General features: G+C 68.7%; 21 protein-coding genes. 7 read left to right on the top strand and 14 right to left on the bottom strand.

Annotated elements, in window-relative coordinates; genetic code table 11:
• The first annotated feature begins 9 nt into the window (after window positions 1–9).
• From OG300_RS13475 to OG300_RS13465, 3 genes are all read left to right on the top strand, one after another.
• Complete coding sequence (locus OG300_RS13475) at window positions 10–1473, top strand: dihydroorotase (protein ID WP_405495702.1); 1464 nt, start codon at window positions 10–12, stop codon at window positions 1471–1473.
• 386 nt (window positions 1474–1859) lie between these two features.
• On the top strand, window positions 1860–2429 hold the full coding sequence (locus OG300_RS13470; protein ID WP_405495700.1) for a hypothetical protein: 570 nt from the start codon (window positions 1860–1862) through the stop codon (window positions 2427–2429).
• Window positions 2426–3160, top strand: coding sequence for a cobalt-precorrin-6A reductase (locus OG300_RS13465; RefSeq protein ID WP_405498549.1), 735 nt, complete (start codon window positions 2426–2428; stop codon window positions 3158–3160). The genes OG300_RS13470 and OG300_RS13465 overlap by 4 nt, the downstream gene beginning before the upstream one ends.
• Before the next feature lie 4 nt (window positions 3161–3164).
• Here OG300_RS13465 and OG300_RS13460 read toward each other — a convergent pair whose 3' ends face one another.
• The 4 genes from OG300_RS13460 to OG300_RS13445 all read right to left on the bottom strand — a co-directional run bounded on the left by OG300_RS13460 (window position 3165) and on the right by OG300_RS13445 (window position 6533).
• Window positions 3165–3710, bottom strand: coding sequence for a PadR family transcriptional regulator (locus OG300_RS13460; protein WP_405495698.1), 546 nt, complete (start codon window positions 3708–3710; stop codon window positions 3165–3167).
• A 69-nt stretch (window positions 3711–3779) separates the two neighbouring features.
• Window positions 3780–5378, bottom strand: coding sequence for a precorrin-3B C(17)-methyltransferase (gene cobJ, locus OG300_RS13455; RefSeq protein WP_405495696.1), 1599 nt, complete (start codon window positions 5376–5378; stop codon window positions 3780–3782).
• On the bottom strand, window positions 5375–6010 hold the full coding sequence (locus OG300_RS13450; protein WP_405495694.1) for a precorrin-8X methylmutase: 636 nt from the start codon (window positions 6008–6010) through the stop codon (window positions 5375–5377). The genes cobJ and OG300_RS13450 overlap by 4 nt, the downstream gene beginning before the upstream one ends.
• Before the next feature lie 85 nt (window positions 6011–6095).
• Window positions 6096–6533, bottom strand: coding sequence for an Lrp/AsnC family transcriptional regulator (locus OG300_RS13445; RefSeq protein ID WP_405495692.1), 438 nt, complete (start codon window positions 6531–6533; stop codon window positions 6096–6098).
• Window positions 6534–6686: 153 nt separating this feature from the next.
• On the opposite strand from OG300_RS13445, the gene ddaH reads away from it, so the two are divergent.
• Window positions 6687–7538, top strand: coding sequence for a dimethylargininase (ddaH, locus tag OG300_RS13440; protein ID WP_405495690.1), 852 nt, complete (start codon window positions 6687–6689; stop codon window positions 7536–7538).
• 194 nt (window positions 7539–7732) lie between these two features.
• Here ddaH and cobG read toward each other — a convergent pair whose 3' ends face one another.
• The gene (gene cobG, locus OG300_RS13435; protein WP_405498548.1) at window positions 7733–8938 is read right to left on the bottom strand and encodes a precorrin-3B synthase; all 1206 of its coding nucleotides are present in this window, start codon (window positions 8936–8938) and stop codon (window positions 7733–7735) included.
• Between the two features lie 234 nt (window positions 8939–9172).
• Window positions 9173–9427, bottom strand: coding sequence for a hypothetical protein (locus tag OG300_RS13430; protein ID WP_405495688.1), 255 nt, complete (start codon window positions 9425–9427; stop codon window positions 9173–9175).
• A 321-nt stretch (window positions 9428–9748) separates the two neighbouring features.
• On the opposite strand from OG300_RS13430, the gene cobN reads away from it, so the two are divergent.
• Window positions 9749–13384 carry a cobaltochelatase subunit CobN gene (cobN, locus tag OG300_RS13425; RefSeq protein WP_405495686.1) on the top strand — a complete coding sequence of 1212 codons (3636 nt, stop codon included), beginning with the start codon at window positions 9749–9751 and terminating at the stop codon, window positions 13382–13384.
• Window positions 13385–13681: 297 nt separating this feature from the next.
• Entirely contained in the window at window positions 13682–14221 is a 540-nt protein-coding gene (locus tag OG300_RS13420) for a hypothetical protein (protein WP_405495684.1), read from the top strand.
• 75 nt (window positions 14222–14296) lie between these two features.
• Here the strand turns inward: OG300_RS13420 and OG300_RS13415 are convergent, their stop codons facing one another.
• From OG300_RS13415 to map, 4 genes are all read right to left on the bottom strand, one after another.
• On the bottom strand, window positions 14297–14677 hold the full coding sequence (locus tag OG300_RS13415) for a PPOX class F420-dependent oxidoreductase (protein WP_405495682.1): 381 nt from the start codon (window positions 14675–14677) through the stop codon (window positions 14297–14299).
• Window positions 14678–14862: 185 nt separating this feature from the next.
• Complete coding sequence (locus OG300_RS13410; protein WP_405495680.1) at window positions 14863–15525, bottom strand: TetR/AcrR family transcriptional regulator; 663 nt, start codon at window positions 15523–15525, stop codon at window positions 14863–14865.
• 134 nt (window positions 15526–15659) lie between these two features.
• A complete protein-coding gene (locus tag OG300_RS13405; RefSeq protein WP_405495678.1) occupies window positions 15660–16349 on the bottom strand; it encodes a hypothetical protein in 690 nt (229 codons plus the stop codon).
• A gap of 297 nt (window positions 16350–16646) precedes the next feature.
• Window positions 16647–17414 carry a type I methionyl aminopeptidase gene (map, locus tag OG300_RS13400; RefSeq protein WP_405495676.1) on the bottom strand — a complete coding sequence of 256 codons (768 nt, stop codon included), beginning with the start codon at window positions 17412–17414 and terminating at the stop codon, window positions 16647–16649.
• An 82-nt stretch (window positions 17415–17496) separates the two neighbouring features.
• Here map and OG300_RS13395 point away from each other — a divergent pair, with 82 nt between their 5' ends.
• Window positions 17497–17766, top strand: a complete 270-nt coding sequence (locus OG300_RS13395; protein ID WP_405495674.1) for a helix-turn-helix transcriptional regulator — start codon at window positions 17497–17499, stop codon at window positions 17764–17766.
• A gap of 4 nt (window positions 17767–17770) precedes the next feature.
• Here the strand turns inward: OG300_RS13395 and OG300_RS13390 are convergent, their stop codons facing one another.
• From OG300_RS13390 to OG300_RS13375, 4 genes are all read right to left on the bottom strand, one after another.
• A complete protein-coding gene (locus tag OG300_RS13390; protein ID WP_405498547.1) occupies window positions 17771–18727 on the bottom strand; it encodes a S1C family serine protease in 957 nt (318 codons plus the stop codon).
• A gap of 103 nt (window positions 18728–18830) precedes the next feature.
• Complete coding sequence (locus OG300_RS13385; RefSeq protein ID WP_405495672.1) at window positions 18831–19424, bottom strand: dihydrofolate reductase family protein; 594 nt, start codon at window positions 19422–19424, stop codon at window positions 18831–18833.
• Window positions 19421–20224, bottom strand: coding sequence for an alpha/beta fold hydrolase (locus tag OG300_RS13380; RefSeq protein ID WP_405495670.1), 804 nt, complete (start codon window positions 20222–20224; stop codon window positions 19421–19423). The genes OG300_RS13385 and OG300_RS13380 overlap by 4 nt, the downstream gene beginning before the upstream one ends.
• A 171-nt stretch (window positions 20225–20395) precedes the next feature.
• Window positions 20396–21793, bottom strand: coding sequence for a metallopeptidase TldD-related protein (locus OG300_RS13375; protein WP_405498546.1), 1398 nt, complete (start codon window positions 21791–21793; stop codon window positions 20396–20398).
• Window positions 21794–21795 lie beyond the last annotated feature (2 nt).

The raw sequence follows: 21795 nt of genomic DNA, 5'->3' as shown, positions 1-21795 counted from the left end.
GAGTGAGTCATGGCGGAGACCGATCTGCTGATCCGGAACGCCCGCGTCGTGCGCCCGGAAGGCCACCCCGGCAACGATCCCGAACCGCTCGACATCGCCGTCACCGACGGGGTCATCACCGGTATCGGTTCCGGCCTCGCGGCGGGGCGGTCCACCGAAATCGTCGACGCCCATGGGCTGCTGGCATTCCCCGGCGTGGTTGATGCCCACCAACATTGGGGCATCTACTCCGAGTTGTCCGCCGACGCCGAGACCGAGAGCCGGGCCTGCGCGCAGGGCGGCGTGACCACCTCGCTGAGCTACCTGCGCACCGGTCGCTACTACCTCAACCGCGGCGGGTCCTACCGGGACTTCGTGCCCGAGGTACTCGACCGAATCGCCGGGCGTTCCTACGTCGATCACGCCATTCACCTGGCCCCGATGACGCGCGAGCACATCGACGAAATCCCGTACCTGGTGGAGGAATTCGGCATCACCTCGTTCAAGATCTTCATGTTCTACGGTGGCCACGGCCTGCACGGGCGCTCCGGTGATCAGGCCGAGTTTCTGATGATCCCGCCGGATGAGCGCTACGACCTGGCCCACTTCGAGTTCGTGATGCGCGGCCTGCGGCGTGCCCGGGAACACTACGGCGATGTCGTGACCCTCTCGCTGCACTGCGAGACCGCCGAGATCATGGCCGCGTACACCGAACTCGTCGAGCGCGAGGGCACACTGACCGGTCTGCGCGCCTACAGCGCCTCCCGGCCACCGCATTCCGAGGGCCTGGCCATCGCCATGGCCTCCTATCTCGCTCACGAGACCGGCTTTCCGGCAATCAACCTGCTGCACCTGTCCTCCGCGAAGGCAGTGGATGCGGCCCTGCGCATGGCGAAAGCCTTCCCGCACATCGACTTCCGTCGCGAGGTGACCATCGGCCACCTGCTCGCCGACGTCGACACCGCGCACGGCATCGGCGGCAAGGTCAACCCGCCGCTGCGCGAGCGCGCGGACGTCGAAGCGCTGTGGCGGCACCTGCTCGCCGGCGAGATCGATTGGGTCGTCAGCGATCACGCGTGCTGCCGAACCGAACAGAAGTTCGGCGCAGACACCGACGACGTGTTCCTGGCGAAGTCGGGTTTCGGCGGAGCCGAATACCTGCTGCCGGGCCTCGTCGGCGAGGGCATCGAACGCGGACTGCCGCTGACCCGGATCGCCGAGATCACCGCCGCCAACCCCGCCCGCCGCTACGGGCTGACCGGCAAAGGAGTCCTCGAGGCGGGCTACGACGCCGACATCGCGCTCGTCGACCCGGATTCGCGCTGGACCGTCCACGCCACCGACTCCGAGTCCGCCCAGCAGTACACCCCTTTCGAAGGCTTCGAGATGAGCGCACGAGTCACCGATGTCTTCTTGCGTGGCAAGCGGATCCTGCACGGCGGCAGCGTGGTCGGCGAGCCAACCGGCCGATACCTCCGCCGCGCGGGTCGCTGATTCCCGCGGTGATAGTGCTCGGCGTCGATGTCGGGCAGCGGCTTGCCGGTGGCCCCCAGTCACGCACGACCGGGCAACTTTCGAGACACCGGGGCGACCCATGTCGCATATAGGACAGGTGACAGTCATCGTGCCGGTGCGCAATTGGGCCACTCGGATGATGTGAGTGGCTCCTTCCGGCGGTATATCGACGGGGCGGGCCGTATACCTGCCGTGGTCGACAACTCCGAGGCCATCGAGGAGCTCGCACCGGACAATTCGCGAGCGGAACAGGAATCCGGAGTGCCAGCGAAGCATTCAGAATGAAACGTCGCTCGGTCAACGGTAGGGTGACCGGCGGTGATCCGGTTGTTGCCGGATCCGGCTCTAACTCTATTGGGAGATCCATGAAGTACAGGAAATTTGCCGCTACCGCTGTTTTGGCCATTGCCGCTACCGGCGTGGCCGCCGGCACCGCCTACGCCGATCCGGCTCCGGTCGTGCAGCAGCAGACCTCGCAGGTGAAGGGGTCGCAGCAGGGTGTGGATTACACCGTGCAGCTGGCCAACGCGACCAACGGGATCATCACCCAGGTGACCGGCGGGAAGTTCGGGCTGTCGGAGGACGGCAAGTCCGTCGTGTTGAAGAACGACGCCGGGACGACCGTTACCCAGGTCGCGCTGGCGGGCGTGCTGCAGGGGCAGCACATCGATCTCAACGCCGCGGTCGACAATGACGGGACCCAGCTGACGCTGACCCCGGTGACCGCTCCGATCGTCACCGCCAAGGACATCAGCTCGCAGGACTGGTTCTTCTCCGAGCTGCAGCACGCCGCGCTGGGTGGCGTCATCGGCGCCATCATCGGCACCTTCTTCTTCGGCATCGGCCTGCCGTTCGGTGCGCTCATCGGACTGCTCGTCGCGGGCGGACAGCCGCTGATCGACTCGGGCTCGGCCTACTTCGGCGGACAGCCCTGAAAACCCTAGTTCTCGGCGGTACCCGGGAAGCCCGGGAGTTCGCCGCCATCGCTTCCGGGGAGCGGGGATTCGAGATCGTCTCCTCGCTCGCCGGGCGCGTGCGCGAACCCGTCCTCCCGGAGGGCGAGGTTCGCGTGGGGGGATTCGGGGGAGTCGACGGGCTGCGGGAGTGGCTGGCCGACAATGGGATTGAGGCCGTCATCGACGCGACTCACCCCTTCGCGGGCGGGATCACCGCCCATGCCGCCGCTGCGGCCGCTGACCTCGAGCTGCCGCTGCTGCACCTGCGTCGGCCGGGCTGGCACGAACGTGCGGGCGATGACTGGCATCGTGTTGCGGATCTGGCGACCGCGGCGAAATCGCTTGCCGGGCTGGGCGATCGGACACTGCTCACCATCGGCCGCCAGGGCGTCGCGGCCTTCTCGGCCAATCCGGGCTGGTTCCTGATCCGCGCGATCGATCCGCCCGAGGGTGCGCTCCCCGCGGCGTACGAGCTTTTGCTGGCGCGCGGACCGTTCAGCGTCACGGACGAAACGGCCCTGTTGACCGCCCATCGCATCGACGTTCTCGTCACCAAGGACAGTGGCGGCGCGCTCACCGAAGCCAAACTCCACGCCGCCCGCGCCCTGCACCTTCCGGTCGTCATGATCGACCGGCCCCCGTTGCCGCCCGGCGCGCGCACCGTGGAAACCGTTGCCGCCGCATGGGATTGGCTGCGCGCCCGCGGCTGACCGTTCAGGACAGGCGGCTGGTGGCTTCCAACAGTTCGGGGAGTCGGTCGAACCACTCGAGGACGGCGCGTTCGTAGCGGATGCCGAAATCCAGGGTGGCGCGTTCGAAGGGGGACATGCGCTGCTCGTCGTGGCCGGACAGGTAGCCGGTCAGACGTTGTTCGTGCACACCGCGATTCGCGGCGATGATGCGTTGCAGGCGCAGCGGGTCGACGAATTCGCCGAAGGACAGCGTCAGCAGCAGCGGGACGCGGATGGTCTCCGCGCCGGGGTCGCGGGCGATCCATTCGGCGAAGGCCTCGCGACCTTCCTCGGTGATGCGGTAGGGGGTGCGGTCGCGTGCGCCCGCCTCGCCCTTCTCGACCAGGCCGAGCTGGTGCATGGTGGCCAGCTCGCGGTAGACCTGGGACTGGGTGATGGTCCAGAAGTCGCCGATGCGGTCCTGGGCGACCGCGACCAGGTCCCAGCCGGACAGTTCGCCCTGGTGTAGGAAGCCGAGTAAGGACGCGGCCGTCGAGTTGAGCGGGCGTCGGGTCTTTTCTACAGCCACCACACACTCCTTCAGTTCCGTGAACCGACCGAGCAATATTCCACTTTGGAATATGGGTCTTCCGGAATACTAGCCCGCGTAGCGGCGCGAGGTGAACACCCGGGGTCCACCGGCCGCGTCGAACACCGTCGTGGTGGAGGCGCCCACGATCAGCAGGGTGCGCATATCGACCTGCTCGGGATCCAGTTCGCCCAGCGTCACCACCCGCACCGACTCGGTCGGACCGCCCACATCGCGGCCGATCACCACGGGTGTCTCCGGCTTGCGATGCTCGAGCACCAGCTCCCGCATCGCCGCCACCTGCCAGGTGCGCTGCGAGGACGCCGGGTTGTACACGGCGAACGCCATATCCGCCGATGCCACCGCCGCGATCCGCGCGGCCACCGTCTCCCACGGCTTGAGCCGATCCGACAGCGAGATCATCGCGAAGTCGTGCCCCAGCGGAGCACCCATCCGGCTGGCCACGGCACTGGCCGCAGTCACCCCCGGCAGCACTCGCACCGGCACGTCGCGCCACTGCGGATCCGAGGACTCCTCGATCACCGCGGCCGCCATCGCGAACACGCCCGGGTCGCCGGACGACACCACGACCACCTTCGCGCCCGCCTTGGCCAGATCCAAAGCCATTCCGGCGCGCTCGGATTCGACCCGGTTGTCGCTGGCGTGCCGCCGCTGCCCGGCCCGCTCCGGCACCCGGTTCACGTAGGTCGTGTACCCGACGATGTCGGTCGCCTCGGCCAGCGCCCGCGCAACTTCCGGCGTCGTCCACTCGGCATCGCCGGGGCCCAATCCCACCACGACGACCTCGCCGCGTGAGTCGGGCTGTGCCGCAGCTGATTCCGGGCCCACGGTGGCTGCGGGCGCAGCGACGGGTTCGATGCTGGGGCGTGCACTCGTCTTGCTGGAGGCATCCGTCGACTCGGATGCCTTGTCGGTCAAAGAGATCCGATTGGTCGGGGTCGGGCCCGGGACGATGGTGATCGCGAAGTACGGGACATCGGCGTCATCGACGTCCGCGGCGCGCAGTACCCGCTGGCGGGTGGAGCTGGCGCGTTCGACGTAGTAGGCGTCGGCGAGGCGACCGGAGTCGGAAAGAGCCTGGCGGACACCGGGATAGGTGCGGCCGAGCTTCATGATGGCGGCGGCCTCGGTGGAGCGCAGGCGCTCGGTGAGTTCGTCGACGGGCAGCGTGCCGGGCAGGATGGTGAGGACCTGATCGTGCTCGACCAGGGGGGTGCCCAGGGCCGCGGAGGCGGCGCTGACCGAGGTGACGCCGGGGATGATCTCGGTGTCGAAGCGGTCGGCGAGGCGGCGATGCATGTGCATGTACGAGCTGTAGAACAGCGGGTCACCGGCGGCGAGCAAGGCGACGCTGCGTCCGGCGGCCAGGTGCTCGGCCAGTACCGCGGCGGCCTGCTCGTAGAACTCGTCGATCGCACCCTGGTAGCCGCCCGGGTGATCGGTGGTCTCGGTGGTGACCGGGTAGACGAGGTGCTCCTCGAGCTGGCCCGCGCGCATGTACGGTGCGGCGATGGCGCGGGAGATGCTGCGTCCGTGCCGGGCGCTGTGGAAGGCGATCACGTCGGCTGCGCCGATGACCCGCGCCGCCTTCACCGTCACCAGTTCCGGATCGCCGGGACCCAGCCCGACACCCCAGAGCTTGCTCATTCTTGTTCGCTCGCAATCGCATTGAGGGCGGCGGCGGTGATGGCGCTGCCGCCGCGCCGACCCCGCACCGTCAGGAATTCGACCCCGCCGTATTCGGCGAGGGCCTGCTTGGATTCGGCGGCCCCGATGAAGCCGACCGGGATCCCGAGGATGGCGGCGGGTCGTGGCGCTCCGGCGTCGAGCATGTCGAGCAGATGGAACAGCGCGGTCGGCGCGTTGCCGATCGCCACCACCGCGCCGTCCAGGCGGTCGCGCCAGAGTTCCAGGGCCGCAGCGGATCTGGTGTTGTCCATGCTGGCGGCCAGGTCCGGCACCCGCGGGTCGCCGAGCAGGCAGAGCACGTCGTTGTCGGCGGGCAGCCGCTTGCGGGTCACGCCCGAGGCGACCATGTTGGCGTCGCACAGGATCGGCGCTCCGGCGCGCAGCGCGGCCCGGGCGCGCGCCACCACCTCGGTGCTGAACTCGATGTCCGCGGCCAGGTCGACCTGCCCGCACGCGTGGATCATTCGCACCACGACCTGCGACACGTCCGCGGGGAAGCGCTGTAATTCCGCTTCGGCCCGGATGGTCGCGAACGAGCGCCGATAGATCTCGGCCCCGTCGGTGAGGTAGCTGGTACGCACGTCGGACATGGGCTCCACCCTAGGTTTCGCCGTCGGGACGCCGCGGGGCGGGTAGTGCGCCCGGCCACACCGACCGGTCCGTAGCAGGCGCGGGTCAGGTGCGCGGACGCTCGAGCAGCCGGGACATGACGATATTGCTGCGGGTGCGCCCGACCCGCGCGTTCTCCCGGATCCGCTCCACCGTGGCCTCGATCTCGGCCATATCGGTGGCCATCACGTGCACCAGCGCATCCGCCTCACCGGCGATCGTCCACACACCCACCACCTGCGGGATCGGTTCCAGGCTGCGGCGCAATTCAGCGGGAGAGATGTTGTCGCGGTAGAAGACCTCGACGTAGGCCTCGGTGCGCCAGCCGAGCGCGGCCGGATTGACCACCGCGGTGAAACCGGTGATCTGCCCGCCTGCCACCATCTTGTCGACGCGGCGCTTCACCGCGGGCGCGGACAATCCGATCACGGCCCCGATGTCCTGGAACGAGGCGCGGGCGTGCTCGAGCAGATGAGCGAGGATACGCCGGTCGAGATCGTCCACGGTCGTCCTTCCGCCGAGACACGCGATGCGGGTCGAGACGCAACGAATCGCCGCTGGAAAGCCAATTGACGCAACGATTCGCTCTTTCGAGCGCAACGGTACGCCATTTATCTTCGGGACAACCCGGTCCACGCCGCTTCCGAGGGAGTCTCGTTGACGTCTATCGCCACCCTTCCGGTTCAGGAATCCGCCCGCCGTCCGGTGTCACGCCGGTATCTGATGTGCCGCCCCGAACACTTCGAAGTCACCTACGCCATCAACCCGTGGATGGACACCGCCGAGCCCGTCGATCGCGCGCTGGCGCTGGCCCAGTGGGACGCGTTGCGCGCCGCGTACGAGGCGCACGGCCATCGGGTCGAGGTCATCGACCCCGTCGCGGGTCTGCCCGATATGGTCTTCGCCGCCAATGGTGGTCTGGCCATCGGCGACCGGGCGCTCTCGGCCCGCTTCGCCAATCCCGAACGCGCGGACGAAGGTCCGGCGTATCACCGCTGGCTGTCCGCGCAACGGTTCGCCGATGTCGCCGCGGCCCGCGAAACCAATGAGGGCGAAGGCGATTTCGCGATCACGCCGACCCGCATCCTGGCCGGCACCGGCTTCCGCAGCGCGCGCGGCGCCCACCAGGAGGTGGCGGACTTCTTCGAAATGCCGGTCGTCTCACTGGATCTCGTCGACCCGCGCTTCTACCACCTCGACACCGCCCTGATGGTGCTCGGCGACACCATCGCCTACTACCCGGCCGCCTTCAGCGGCCCCAGCGCCCGCCTGCTCGCCCAGCTCTACCCGGATGCGATCATCGCCACCGACGAGGACGCGAACGTGCTGGGCCTCAACGGCGTCTGCGACGGCTACCACGTCTTCATGACCGACCGCGCCACCGAACTGACCGCACGACTGCGTGAGCGCGGCTACGACCCGGTCGGCATCGACCTGTCCGAACTGCTGAAGTCCGGTGGCAGCGTCAAGTGCTGCACCATGGAATTCCATCGCCGCGGACAGGATTGACCGGCGTCATCGGTGCGTCGACGACATGGCGGGCTGCGTGGGCTGGGGTGAAGTGGGCCTATTCCTGCAATCTGATGCGCTCTCCGTCAGGAAACTGACTGCGGGAGGCGGTGATTGCAGGAATAGGCCCATGCCGCGAGGAGAACGCGCCACCGAGGCGGGCCGCTCTGTCATCGGGGCGTGGGTCGGGCGGGCTATTCGGCGGAGACTATGCGGTAGCCGTCGGTGGTGGCGATGACGTCGGTGACCCGGCCCTTGGGGCGGCCGCAGCGGCGGTCGCAGCCGGACCAGTGCTGACGGCCGGCGGCTACCACCTCGGTGGCGTCGAGGCCCTCCTGCACGGATTGGGCTGTGCCGGTGGGTATCACGCGGTCGGAGTCGACGGCCGCGGCGACGTCGGCGCGAACGTCGGTGTGGGATTTGGCGCAACCGGGCATGCCCGCGCAGGCGGTGACAGCCAGCCAGGGGGAGCTGGCGTCGAAGATCAGGCCCATGGGGGCGAGGACTCGGACGACCTGTTCGGCGGTCCATTCGTCCATATCGGTGATGACCAGGCTGCGCCACGGGGTGAGGTAGACCGGACGTTCGACGGCGGCGATGAATTCCGCGGTGCGGGCGGGGAGGGAACCCAGGGGGACGCCCGCGCCCAGGCTGACCCGGTCGTCGGATTGGGTGAGCCAGCCGATCGGAATGTCGTGCTGCGCGGCCGGTTCGACGGTATCGGTCGATGTGGCCAGGCCGGGCCGGGTGGTCAGCAGGTGTTCGGTGAGTCGGGCGGTGCCGTCCGGGATTTCGTGCAACCGCCACTGGCCGTCGCGTAGTTCGAGGAAGCCGTGTGCGGCGGCGAGCATGAGATCGACGGCGTCGGCGGGCGGCACCCGCACTCCGCTGTCGCCGCCCGCGAGCAGCAACGCGTAGGTGTTCTCGTCGAGGGCGTGCACGCCGATGTCGCCGCCGAGGCCGCTCACGTCGCCGCGGCCGTCGTCGAGGGTGAACAGCACCCGGCCCGGCAACTGGGCGAGGCGGTCGTCCGCGCGCAGTCCCGCGTCCAGAGCGGGAACCAGCGGATGCACGTCGGTCCAGCCGCCGACCCGGCCGGACAGCGGGGAGGCCACGATGTTGCGCACCCGCTCGTGCGTGGCGCTGGGCAGCAGGCCGACCGCCGCCAGTCGCTCACCGAGCGCGGCGGCGTCACGCACCTGCCGGAACTGCACATTGCCCCGCGAGGTGAGTTCGATACTGCCGTCGCTCAATTCGACGGCGGCCTCGGCGAGGGTCTGCAACTGGGTGGGGGAGAGGTGGCCGCCGGGCACCCGGATGCGGGCGAGCGGGCCGTCGGCGGCCTCGTGCAGGCGCAGCACGCCCGGGCAGGAATCAGGATCGGATCGCGTCATGACCAGCCCAGCCTACGACCGTGGAGCAGACGGCGATCGCGTGCATCAGCGACATGTATCCCTATCTAGAGATATTGCAATCTGAGCATGAATTGCACGCCTTTTGGAGTGCGGTCGGGCTTCGTGGAAGAGATCAAAACCGCAATGACGTGACGAGGCCATGAAAAAGGCCGCCACCCAGGGATTTCCGCGAGTCGGGGGACTGCGGGGCCGGGTGGCGGCGGTGTCGGACGGGTCGAGTCAGCGGGCCCGGCGGGGTTCGATGTGTTTGGGGAGTCCGCGGCGGCGCGCGAACGCCGGGCTGGTTTCCCAGGTGTCGTTGAGCAGGTTGGGGACGTTGTGGTGTTCGGTGTGGTCGCGGCGCACGGTCGTGGTCATGACCGTGATGCCGAAGAGGACGGTGGCCGCGCAGATGATGCCCGCGAGCATCGCCCACTGGGTGTGACCGGAGCCGGCGGCGGTGAGAGCCATTGCCAGCGTTGCGAAAGCAACCAAGGCGCAAAAGTATCCTGACCAGGCAGCAAAGCGGTTCCGCCTGACCCATCCTGGAGTGGTTGGCATACCGGCAGCGTACGCGTCGGCAGGTCGGCCGCCCAGCTTCTCGGACGAGCCTTTGCCGCACTGTGATCCGGGCGCGCGGACGCGCGGCGAGGGCGCGATACGCAGGTCCCGGGTGCGGCGCGATAGCATCGGCGCGCTCGTCGAACGGAAGAAAACCGGTGCAATTCCGGTGCGGTCGCGCCACTGTGACAGTCAGACCTTCCCGTCGAGCGACCAACCGTGCTGGGCGCGTCACCCGAGGAAGGCCGTAACCCTGTGATTCTGCTGCTGTCCACGTCCGATACCGACCTGCTGAGCGCGCGTGCCAGCGGCGCCGACTACCGGCTCGCGAACCCCGCGCGTCTGCTGCCGGCGGATCTGCCCGGCCTGCTGACCGGCGCCGATCTGGTGATCGTGCGCATCCTCGGCGGCAAACGGGCCTGGGAAGAGGGTCTGGAGACGGTGCGCGCCAGCGGGATTCCGCTGGTCGCCCTGGGCGGCGAGATCGCACCCGACGCCGAGCTCATGGAGTGCTCCACGGTGCCCGGCGGTGTGGCCGCCGACGCGCACAACTATCTGGCCGCGGGCGGGCCCCGCAATCTGCGCGCGCTGCACAACTTCCTGTCCGACACGGTGCTGCTCACCGGGCACGGATTCGAGCCGCCGGTGGATACGCCCAGCTGGGGTGAGCTGGAACGGGATTCGCGCGAGCTGCCCGCCGACGCGCCGACCGTGGCGGTCGTCTACTACCGGGCCCAGCATCTGGCCGGGAACACCGGCTACATCGACGCGCTGTGTGCGGCCGTGGAGGACAAGGGTGCTCACGCGGTGCCGGTGTTCTGTGCCTCGCTGCGCACCGCCGAACCCGACCTGCTGGCTCGGCTGCGGACCGCCGACGCCCTCGTGGTGACCGTGCTGGCCGCGGGTGGCACCAAGCCCGCGACCGCGTCTGCGGGCGGCGATGACGAGGCCTGGGATGTGGGCGCGCTCGCCGATCTGGATGTGCCGATCCTGCAGGGGTTGTGCCTGACGAGTGGTCGCGAGCAGTGGGCGGCCAACGACGACGGTCTCTCGCCGCTGGATGTCGCGACCCAGGTGGCGGTCCCGGAGTTCGACGGGCGCATCATCACGGTCCCGTTCTCGTTCAAGGAGTTCGACGCCGACGGGCTGTCCACCTATGTCGCGGACACCGAGCGGGCGGCGCGGGTCGCCGGGATCGCGGTGCGGTACGCGCGGCTGCGGCATATTCCGGCCGAGCACAAGAAGGTCGCGCTGATGCTGTCGGCGTACCCGACCAAGCATGCGCGCATCGGCAATGCCGTCGGCCTCGACACCCCGGCCAGCGCCATCCGGCTGCTCACCGAAATGCGCAGTGTCGGATACGATCTGGGTGTCGAGGGCGAGATCCCCGGCCTGGAGCAGGGTGATGGTGACGCGCTGATCCACGCGCTCATCGCCGCGGGTGGGCAGGACCCGGACTGGCTCAGTGCCGAACAGCTGGAAGGCAATCCGATCCGCATCGGCGCGGACCTCTACAGCAGCTGGTTCGAGACGCTGCCGGACGACCTGCGCGAGAGCGTGATCGAGGCGTGGGGGCCGCCGCCGGGCGAACTGTACGTCGACCGCTCGGCCGACCCCAAGGGCGAGATCGTCATCGCCGCACTGCGTTTCGGCAATGTGGTGCTGATCGTGCAGCCGCCGCGCGGGTTCGGTGAGAACCCCGTCGCCATCTACCACGACCCGGATCTGCCGCCGAGCCACCACTATCTGGCCGCCTACCGCTGGCTGGCCGCGCCGGAGGGTTTCGCCGCCGACGCCATCGTGCATCTGGGTAAGCACGGCAACCTGGAATGGCTACCCGGCAAGACGCTCGGCATGTCCGCGTCCTGCGGCACCGACGCGGCGCTCGGTGATCTGCCGCTGATCTATCCGTTCCTGGTCAACGATCCGGGCGAGGGCACCCAGGCCAAGCGGCGCGCGCACGCCACCCTGGTCGATCACCTGATCCCGCCGATGGCGCGCGCCGAAACCTACGGTGACATCTCGCGTTTGGAGCAGCTGCTCGACGAGCACGCCAATATCTCGGCGCTAGACCCGGGCAAGCTGCCCGCCATCCGCCAGCAGATCTGGACGCTGATGCGGGCCGCCAAGATGGACCACGATCTGGGGCTTGCCGAACGCCCGGACGAGGAAGTCTTCGACGACATGCTGCTGCACGTCGACGGCTGGCTGTGCGAGATCAAGGACGTGCAGATCCGCGACGGACTGCACATCCTCGGGCAGGCGCCCGAGGGTGAGTCCGAGGTCGATCTGGTGCTGGCCATGCTGCGTGCCCGGCAGCTGTGGGGTGGCGAGGTCAATGTGCCGGGGCTGCGAGAAGCGTTGGGGCTCAGCGAAGCCGGGGACGAGTCCCGCGAGCGGGTGGACGGCTTCGAGAAGCTGGCGCGCGAACTGGTGATGACCATGCAGGAGGTCGACTGGGATGTCGACTCCATCGACGCGGTCACCGAGACCATGCTCGGCGGGGAGCTCGCTGCCGACGCCGGGATCTCCGATGTGCCCGCGCGACTGGGTGACGTGCGCCGGGTGCTGGGCTTCGCGGCGACCGAGGTGGTGCCGCGGCTGCGGCAGACCGGCATCGAGATCGCGCGAATCCTGCACGCGCTCAACGGTGGTTTCATTCCGGCGGGGCCCAGTGGGTCGCCGCTGCGCGGACTGATCAATGTGCTGCCGACCGGGCGCAACTTCTACTCGGTGGATCCCAAGGCGGTGCCGTCGCGGCTGGCCTGGGAGACCGGGCAGGCGATGGCGGAATCGCTGCTGGACCGGTATCGGGCCGACCACGGCGAATACCCGCGCTCGGTGGGGCTTTCGGTGTGGGGGACTTCGGCCATGCGGACCTCCGGTGACGATATCGCCGAGGTGTTCGCGCTGCTGGGCGTGCGGCCGGTGTGGGACGAGGCGAGTCGTCGCGTCACGCGGTTGGAGGCGATCTCGCTCGAGGAGCTGGGCCGTCCGCGCATCGACGTGACAGTGCGGATCAGTGGATTCTTCCGCGACGCGTTCCCGCATGTGCTGGCGTTGCTGGATGACGCGGTGCGCTTGGTCGCCGGACTCGACGAGCCCGCCGAATCCAATTACGTGCGCGCGCACAGTCAGTCGGATCTGGCCGAGCACGGTGACGAACGCCGGGCCACCACGCGGATCTTCGGCTCCAAGCCGGGCACCTACGGTGCCGGACTGTTGCAGTTGATCGACTCCAAGAGCTGGCGTACGGACGACGATCTCGCGCAGGTCTACACCGCGTGGGGTGGGTTCGCCTACGGGCGTGATCTCGACGGCGCTCCGGCCGCCGACGATATGCGCACGGCGTACCGGCGAATCGCGGTGGCGGCCAAGAACACCGACACCCGCGAGCACGATATCGCCGACTCCGACGACTACTTCCAGTACCACGGCGGCATGGTCGCGGCGGTGCGCGCGCTCACCGGCAAGAACCCCGAGGCGTACATCGGCGACAGCACCCGACCGGACGCGGTGCGCACCCGCACGCTGTCGGAGGAGACGGCACGGGTGTTCCGGGCGCGCGTGGTGAACCCGCGCTGGCTCGAGGCGATGCGCCGCCACGGCTACAAGGGGGCGTTCGAAATGGCCGCCACCGTCGACTATCTGTTCGGCTATGACGCGACCACGAATGTGGTGGCCGACTGGATGTACGAAAAGCTGGCCGAGAGCTACGTTTTCGACGATACCAATCGCAAGTTCATGGAGCAGTCGAATCCGTGGGCGCTGCACGGGATCGCGGAACGACTGCTGGAAGCCGCGGAACGCAAACTCTGGGAGCAGCCCGAGACCGAGACCCTCGATCGGCTGCGGCAGATTTATCTGGAGACCGAAGGCGAACTGGAATAAGGGAATTCCGGATAGCGGCGGTGTGTCGGGGTCGAACGCGCAGGACAACAGCGGACAACCCCGGCACCTGGGTCTTCCGCGTGGGCGTGTCTGTGAGGATCATAAGAATGATCCCGGCGTCGTATTCGGGGAGACACCGGGTCACCCAATGAGATTGTTGGGGTCGATAATTCGATTTGGATTCCCCGATTCGCCGCGTCCCGAGTACGCGCAATCGACCTGTCGTCTTCCGGCGTTTCCGGTGAAGCGCCTATTCGACCATGCGGTGAATCGGCACTTCTAGTACAGGGAACCGTCATGAGAATTGCCAGGATCGCCGCCACTGCCGTACTTTCCGTCGCCACCCTCTGTATTGCCGCCGCCACCGCCCAGGGCGAACCCGCCGTCACCACACCGGGAATCAGCGGTGTGGACCGGGGCGTCGGCTATTCCATCGCCTTGGCGCCGGATCGTTCCGCCGTCACCACCACGCTCACCGCCGGGCATTTCGAGCTGGCGGGCAACACCGTCGAGATCATCGCGCCGACGGGGGAGACCCTCGCGTCACTGCCGCTGGCGTATCAGGCCGCCGATCGCAGTCTCGAAGTCGTACCCGCTGTCAGCGGTGACGGCACCACATTGACTGTGCGACCGTCGAATCCGACCGAGGTCGCGGCCCCGAACGCGGATATCTCGGCGTTGCAGAATGTCGCCAACGCCGGATCGATCGTGGCCGGAGCCGTGATCGGCTGCATTGTCGGCGCGGTGATCGGCGTCTTCTTCTTCGTGGTCGGAGCCATCATCGGCTGCGGCGTCGGTGGACTGCTCGGCGCGATCATCGCCGGCGACCAACCCTGACCTCGCGAAGGGTCGCCACAGCGGCCGCCGGACCGGTCCCCGTCGGTTCGGCGGTTCCGCTGTGGTGAAAAGTGTTCAGGCAGGCGAGATTTCGAGTCCGATGGTGCCGGTCGCGCCGCGCCGGAGCTTGCTCGTGGTCACCACCAGCCAGCCCTGGATGCCGTAGCGCTTCTTCACCAGCTCGCGCGTCCGCTCGGATCCGGCGGCGTCCAGCACGACGGCGGTGCCGTTGAACACCTCCCCGCGCGTCTTGCCCCGCACATCGCACGCCTGCAGGGTGACCTGCGGGTTACGGCGGACGCGCTTGACCTTCCAGCTGTCGGTGACGGTCCAGACATACAGCTTTCCGCTGTCGAGTGCCGCCCACACCGGCGTGCCCACCGGCGTGCCGTCCTTCTTGAAGGTGGTCAGCTGTACATAGTTCGCGGTGCCCGCGGGCCCGAACGGATTGTCCACGCCCGCAGCCTATCGGCTGTCCCGCCCGCGAGCGCGATCACGCGCCCCGGCCGGGCCTGATCCGTCAGCCCGAGAAGCCCTGACCTCGGGGCGATTGCGGCCCGCGCAACTGGTAGCCCACCAATCCCCGACGCTCGCAATTGATTTGGTGGTCGATGGGATTTATGCAGCGGGGTGAGGGGATTTCAGGCGGGGGTGGCGGCGACAATGCGGAGGGCTATGGCGGCGTAGTCGGCGCCTATTTCGTCGGGGGTGCGGCGGTAGTCGGGGCGGTACCAGCGGGAGGTGTCGACTATCAGGGAGAGGAGGGCGAGGGTGGTGGAGGTGGGGTCGGGGACGGTGAAGGCGCCCTCGGTGGCGCCTCGGGTGACCAGGTCGCGGATCAGGCGGTGGATGCCGGATTGGATGGTGGTTACTTCGGCGCGGTGGTCGGGGGTGAGGTCGGTGAGGTGGTGCAGGACCACGCGGACCGAGGCGGCGTGTTCGGCGTGCCAGACGGTGAGGTCGCGGACGGCGGCGGCGAGGTGGTCGGCGGGGGTGCCGGGGCCGGTCGAGGCGGCGGCGGCGACCTGTTCGGTCAGGCGCATCGAGGAGACCGAGATGCGGTAGAGCACCTCTTCCTTCGAACCGAAGTGGACGTAGAGGCCGGCGGGGCTCAGGCCCGCGCGGGCGGCGATGTCGCGGGTGGTGGTGGCGTGGAAGCCGCGCTCGGAGAAGGCGTCGATCGCCGCCAGGAAGATCCGGCGCTGGCCCTCGGGAAAGCGCCGCTGGGTGAGCTCCAGATTCGCCACGGCGGCAGTGCCCTGCCCGCTGTCCCCCGCGATCGGCGCTGCGTCTTCGGTAGCCATCGAATGAGTATCTCCCAGAGGGTCTTTCACCCTCGCACCGGAGGGCGGCAAGATCGCCGCCCGGGACCACGACGTTTGCCGGAACGCCCGGCACGGCCGGTGGTGAGCCGGGCGGCGGCCCGGCTCGTCGGTGCTCAGGCGGGCTTGGCCTGCGGCAACGGGGTGTTGATCGTCGAGTAGTACTGCACGGCCGCGCCGACCGCGACCGGCAGCGTCACCAGCAGTGCGCCGCCGACGGTGCCCAGTGCGGAAATGGCGGCCGCCCCGGCCAGGCAGCCGACGGCCGCCGCGGGCAGGAACGCGAAGATGCCGCCGATGATGCCGGTGGCCAGGGTCGCGCCACCACCGGCGATGAGGCCGCCCGCCAGGCAGCCGATCGCCGCGCCGCCGACGGCTCCGGTCGCGGTACCAAGGGCCGCGCCGGTGAGGATGGTGCTGGTCAAGCGCTGCCAGGCCAGCGCCTCACGCTGCGCACCGTCGTCGAGGGCGATGGGCTGATACGCGGCGTGGGCGAGATCGAAGCGCGGGGTCAGGGTGGCGGTGTGATCGGCGATGTCGGCGGTCACCGGGAACACGAAATCGTCCACGCGGAAAGACAATTCGGTGCCCGCGAGCAGTGAGCCGTCGGCCGCCTCGATCTTGAAGACGCCATTGTCGACCCGCATCGAGCCCGCGTCGGTGCGCACCACCGCGCTGCCGTCCGCGGTGGCTGCGGCGGTGAAACGCACCGGTGCCGGGTCGGCGGCCGGGGTGGCGTTGGCGGTGCCGCAGCCGAGCACGGCGGTGCCGATCAGCAGGGCGGAGGTGGCGGCGATCTTGCTCATCAACGGTCCTTCACGAGCCTGCACCTGGGGTCAGGTGGCGACGTCCGGGCCGCTGCCGCAGCGAGTGCGGCGTGGTCCCGGTCACATGTAGACTAAGCGGGCGCTTAGTGAGGCCAGACATTAACCGGCCCGCCGCGCTGTGGTCAAGGCCACATCGTGAATTTTCTGGTCATGAGAGGAATCGATCGCAGCGGATCATCGCGAACGTATCCGCCACCGTGTGTCACGCGGCAATGGCGGCCGGGCCAGTCGAGCCGGCGGGTGCGGAAACCCGAAGTGCCGTCGGTGTTTCCGTACTCAGACGACGCGGGTCAGTACTTTTGCGCCGTCCTCGGTGACGGCCACCGTGTGCTCGCTGTGAGCGGTACGGGAACCGTCGGCCGAGCGGATGGTCCAACCGTCCGGATCGGTAACTATCTTATTGCTGCCTCGGGTGAGCCAGGGCTCGATGGCGATGGTGAGACCCGGCCGCAGCCGGAAACCGCGTCCGGGCCGCCCGATATTGGGGATGTGCGGGTCCTCGTGCATGGTCCGGCCCAGGCCGTGGCCGCCGAATTCGGTGTTCACGTGGTAACCGCCCGCGTGGGCGACCGCACCGATGGCCGCCGAGAGATCGCCGATGGTGTTGCCGGGTAGCGCGACCGCGATCGCCGCGTCCAGGGCCTCCTCGGTGGTGCGCACCAGGCGGACGTCCTCCGGGTCGGGGGTGCCGACGATGACGGTGGTGGCGGAATCGGCGACCCAGCCGTCGATGCTCACCGCCAGGTCCATGCTCAGCACGTCGCCCTCGGCCAGGGTGTAGTCGAACGGAAGTCCGTGCAGCACGGCATCGTTGACCGACAGGCAGACGGTATTGCGGAACGGGCCACGCCCGAACGAAGGTGCGTAGTCCCAATAGCAGGACACCGCCCCGCGCTCCTTTATGCGGGCGCGCACCACGGCCTCGAGGTCCAGTAGGTTCACGCCGACGCGCGCGGCCTCGCGCAGTTCGGCCAGGACTCCGCCGACGAATTGGCCGGTCACTCGCATGCGTTCGATTTCGGCCGGGCTCTTGAGCTCCACCATGGCAACCATCCTCCGTATGTTGGTATTTTAATACCGACCGTAGCGGTTGCGGTATTTTTATACCAAACGTAGGGTGGCGGGCATGGTCCGACTGCCCCTCACCGCCGCCCAGCTCGAGTCCGGCCGCCGCCTGGGGTCCGCGCTGCGGACCGCCCGCGCCGACCGGGAGCTCGTCGAGGTCGCCGTGGCCGCGGGCATCTCGCCGGAGACCCTGCGCAAGATCGAGTCCGGACGCCTGCCCACCCCGGCCTTCGGCACCGTCGTCGCCCTGAGTCGCGCGCTCGGTCTTCCGCTCGAGGAGCTCGCCGAGATCTGCCAGCCCGACGCGTCGCGTCAGCGCTCGGCGTCCTGAGCGGTCAGTCCGGGCTCAACTCGATCGGCACCGCGATCACGTCCACCATCGCGCCGTTGCGCAGCACCGTCACCGGTAGTGAACGGCCGATGGCGTCGGCGAACAACTGCCGCTGAATACCCTGCGCGTCGCGGATCTCCGTGCGCGCGATGCTGAGGATCAGATCCCCGCGCCGCAGCCCGGCATGTTCGGCCGGGCCGCCGCGCACCACCTCCATGATCCGCAATCCCGCGTTCTGCCCGGTCTTCTCGGCCACCGCCGTGGGCAGGGGCGCCGGCACGCCCACCACGCCGAGGTAGGCGCGGCGCACCCGGCCCTCGTTGAGCAGGGTGCTGATGATGCGCCGGGTGGTGGCGTTGATCGGAATGGCCAGTCCCAGGCCGATTCCGGCGACGGCGGTATTGATCCCGACCACCCGTCCGGCCGAATCGGCCAGCGCGCCACCGGAATTGCCCGGGTTGAGAGCGGCGTCGGTCTGGATGACGTCCTCGATCACGCGGGCGGCGCGCCGATTGCCCACCGGCACCGATCGACCCAGGGCGCTGACCACCCCGGCCGTCACCGACCCGGCCAGCCCGAGCGGACTGCCCACCGCGACCACCAGTTGCCCGACCACCAGGCGGTCGGCGTCGCCGAGTTCGACCGCGACGGGCGCGCTGCCACGGGCGCGCAGCACCGCCAGATCCGAGAGCAGGTCCACACCCACCACGTCGAACCGGGTTTCGGCACCGTCGGAGTAGATCACCGTGCCGCTGTCGGCCTGCCCGACCACGTGCGCGTTGGTGAGCAGGAACCCGTCGTCGGTGAACACCACGCCCGAACCGCCGCCGCGCCGCGTCTGCACGCTGGCCACATGCGGTGTCACCGATTTCGCGACGGCGATCACCGTGCGTGAGTAGGAATCCAGCGCCGCCGCGTCCGGGGTACCGAAGCCGGGCGGCGCGGAGGTCTCGTCATCCACGACGACCACCGTCCCGATTACATGATTACTGTGCTGTCCTCCCAGAATGCGCGCGGTACGACCCGCGCGACAACCCGTTCGCCGACAGCGCAACCCACCAGGGTCAGCGAATCCGGTAGTGCAGGTGGGTGACTCGGGTGCCGAGCTGCACGTCCGGATCCCGCAGCACGATCGGCGCACCGGCGACCGGGCCCAGCAGCGGCACGCCGGCGCCGAGGATGACCGGGGCGAGATCCACCCAGAGTTCGTCGAGCAGATCGGCTTCCAGGAACTGCCGCGCCATCTCCCCGCCCGCGACGCCGACCATCTTGTCGCCCGCGATCTCGGTGGCCGCGTCGAGCGCCTCCTTGATGCCGCCGACGAAGGTGAACGGCGCGTCCGGATGCGCGGCGACCCACTCGTCGGCGTCGCGGTGGGTGACCACCACGATCGGCTTGTCGGAAGGATGGGTGCCGCCCCAGCCGTCCGTCAGGTCGAACAGCCGCCGCCCGACTACGAAAACGCCGGTGGCATCGAGGTATTTGCGGAAATACGCCAGATCGCTCTCGGTCATCACGAAGGGGATCTCCGGATGGGTGCTCGCGTATTCGTGATCACCCGCGGAGTACCAGGCGAACAGATGCTCGAACCCGCTCTCGTTCGGCCCGGCGATGAACCCGTCCAGCGACATCGTCGCGCCCGCTGCCACCTTGCTCATTTCAGGAACTCCTTCAGTGTGGGGACGAAGCGCTTGGCTTTGACCTGATGGGTCTGCTTCGGCAACTCGACGGTGTGGGCGTCCGGAATCGTCTGTCCCAGTGCGGTATTGCCGTCGCGCATCCACTGCGGGCTCTTGGAGCCGTAGTAGACGGTGGTGGGGACGGTGACGAAGTCGTAGCGTCCGGCCGGGATGGGGGATCCGGTGAGGGCGTCGCCCATGAACCGGTTGTCGTAGGTCAGCGTCGGTGCGGTGCGCTCGAGCTTCGAATAGCCGGGCATCAGCGGGAACAGCGCCACGATCAGGGAATTGAGGCCGATGCCGGTGTGCATGAAGTACTTGATGGCACCGCTGTTGTCGCCCGCGTCGATGAAATCCTGTATCCGCCGGTGGTAGTCGGCCGGGACGGGCGTGCGCGCGGAATCATCGATGACGAGCGGGAATTCGTAGAGCGCGAGTTTGTGTACGGCCAGCCCGGAGCGCACGGCCGCCAGCACCAGCGGCACGCCGGAGGAGAAGGCGCACAGGCTGACCGGCTCTCCGGCCTCGGCGGCCACGGCCTCGAGGTCCTCGATCTCGCGCTGCGGATCGTAGGGCTGGGTGTCGCCGCTCTCGCCGCGCCCGCGCCGGTCGTAGAAGTAGACGGTGTAGTTGTCGGCGAGCTCGGTCGCGACGGGACGGCACGGCCCCATATCGCGGGTGCAGAACGCGCCGTCGACCAGCACGACGGCGGGGCCGCTGCCGATCTTCTCGTAGGTGATGGTGGTGCCGTCTTTGGAAACAACGGTGGAAATGGTCATTAGAGATTCCTTGTGTCCAACCAATGCGGTAAGGCGTCTAGCTGTGTAGACGGTGCAGACACGAAGAAATCATCGTCTCGGCCGTGCGATCGCGGCGGAAATCCGCTGCCCCCGAATGTCGGGGCAGCCGAAGCGGGTTTCGCGCCTTTCGTCGATTCGGTCCAGCGTGCGCTAGGTGGCCTGGCTGACCGAGGACATGTGGAAGTCGGGGATGCGCAGGGCGGGCATGGCGGTGCGGGTGAACCAGTCCTTCCACTCGCGCGGCAGGGCGATCTCCGTGCGGCCCGCCTCCGAGACACGGCGCAGCAGATCCAGGGGACTCTCGTTGAAGCGGAAGTTGTTGACCGCGCCGGTGACTTCGCCGTTCTCGACGAGGTAGACGCCGTCGCGGGTGAGGCCGGTGAGCAGCAGGGTGGCGGGGTCGACCTCGCGGATGTACCAGAGGCAGGTCAGCAGCAGACCGCGTTCGGTGGCGGCGATCATGTCCGGCAGTGAGGCGTCGGAACCGCCTGTCATGAGCAGGTTTTCGCCGGGGACGGTGACGGGGGCGTCGAATTCGGCGGCGGTGGCGCGCGGGTAGACGAGGGATTCGATGACGCCGTCGCGGACCCAGTCGGTGCGTCGCGCGGTGAGGCCGTTGTCGAAGACCGACAGCGATTCCGAGGACGAGGGGGTCGCCACGAACGGGCGGTATTCGAGGCCGGAGGCCGACGGGTCGGAGTAGAGGGTGAGCGGAATCGTGCCGAGTCGCTCGCCGATTCGGGTGCCGCCCGCGCGGGCGAAGGCGGTGTGGCCCTCGTGCGCGCCGCGACCCTCCATGCTCCACGCCAGGTAGATCATGAGATCGGCGACCGCGGACGGCGGCAGCAGCGTCTCGTAGCGGCCCGCGGGCAGTTCGACGCGGCGCTTGCTCCAGTCCAGGCGGCGCGCGAGTTCTCCGAGCAGACCCGCGGTGTCGACGTCGGCGAAATCGGTGGTGCCGGTACCGACCCAGGCGCTGGCCAATTCGGCGCCGGTGCCGCGCTTTCCGTTGATCTCCACCGACCCGGTCGGCTGCACCCAGCGTCGCCGCACTCCGGTGGAGGTGCCCAGCCAGGTGGAATGCATCTGGTGGTGTGCGAACCCGTAGAGCTGATCGGAGCCGTCGAACCCGGCCGCCAGATCGCCTGCCAGCCCGGTGAATACGCCGATGTCGGTGGTGGCCGGGTCACCGGCCCAGTCCAGCAGCCGGTCGAGGGTGTCGGCGCCGACCGCGTCGGGGTCCAGCAGCGGTACCGCGTCGCGCGCGGGTTCCGCGGTGCGCGCGGCCTCCTCGCTGGCGCGGACCACGTAGTCGATGTCGGCGGGATCCACGCTCGTGGAACTGACGCTGCCGACGCGCGCGACGTTGGGCCCGTCGCGGAACACCGAGATCACCACCCAGTCCCGCGACACCGCGGAACCGTTGGTGGTCATGGAGTTTCCGGCCCAGCGCAGCGACGCCTCGTGCACGTCGGTGACGATCACCATGGCCTCGTCGGCGCGCGAGGACCGCAGCGCACGATCGACGACCTCGGGGGCGGGGAGCACAC

The organism is Nocardia sp. NBC_00511, assembly GCF_045161165.1.
Taxonomy (GTDB): domain Bacteria; phylum Actinomycetota; class Actinomycetes; order Mycobacteriales; family Mycobacteriaceae; genus Nocardia.
This window is presented reverse-complemented; position numbering and strand designations above follow the sequence as displayed.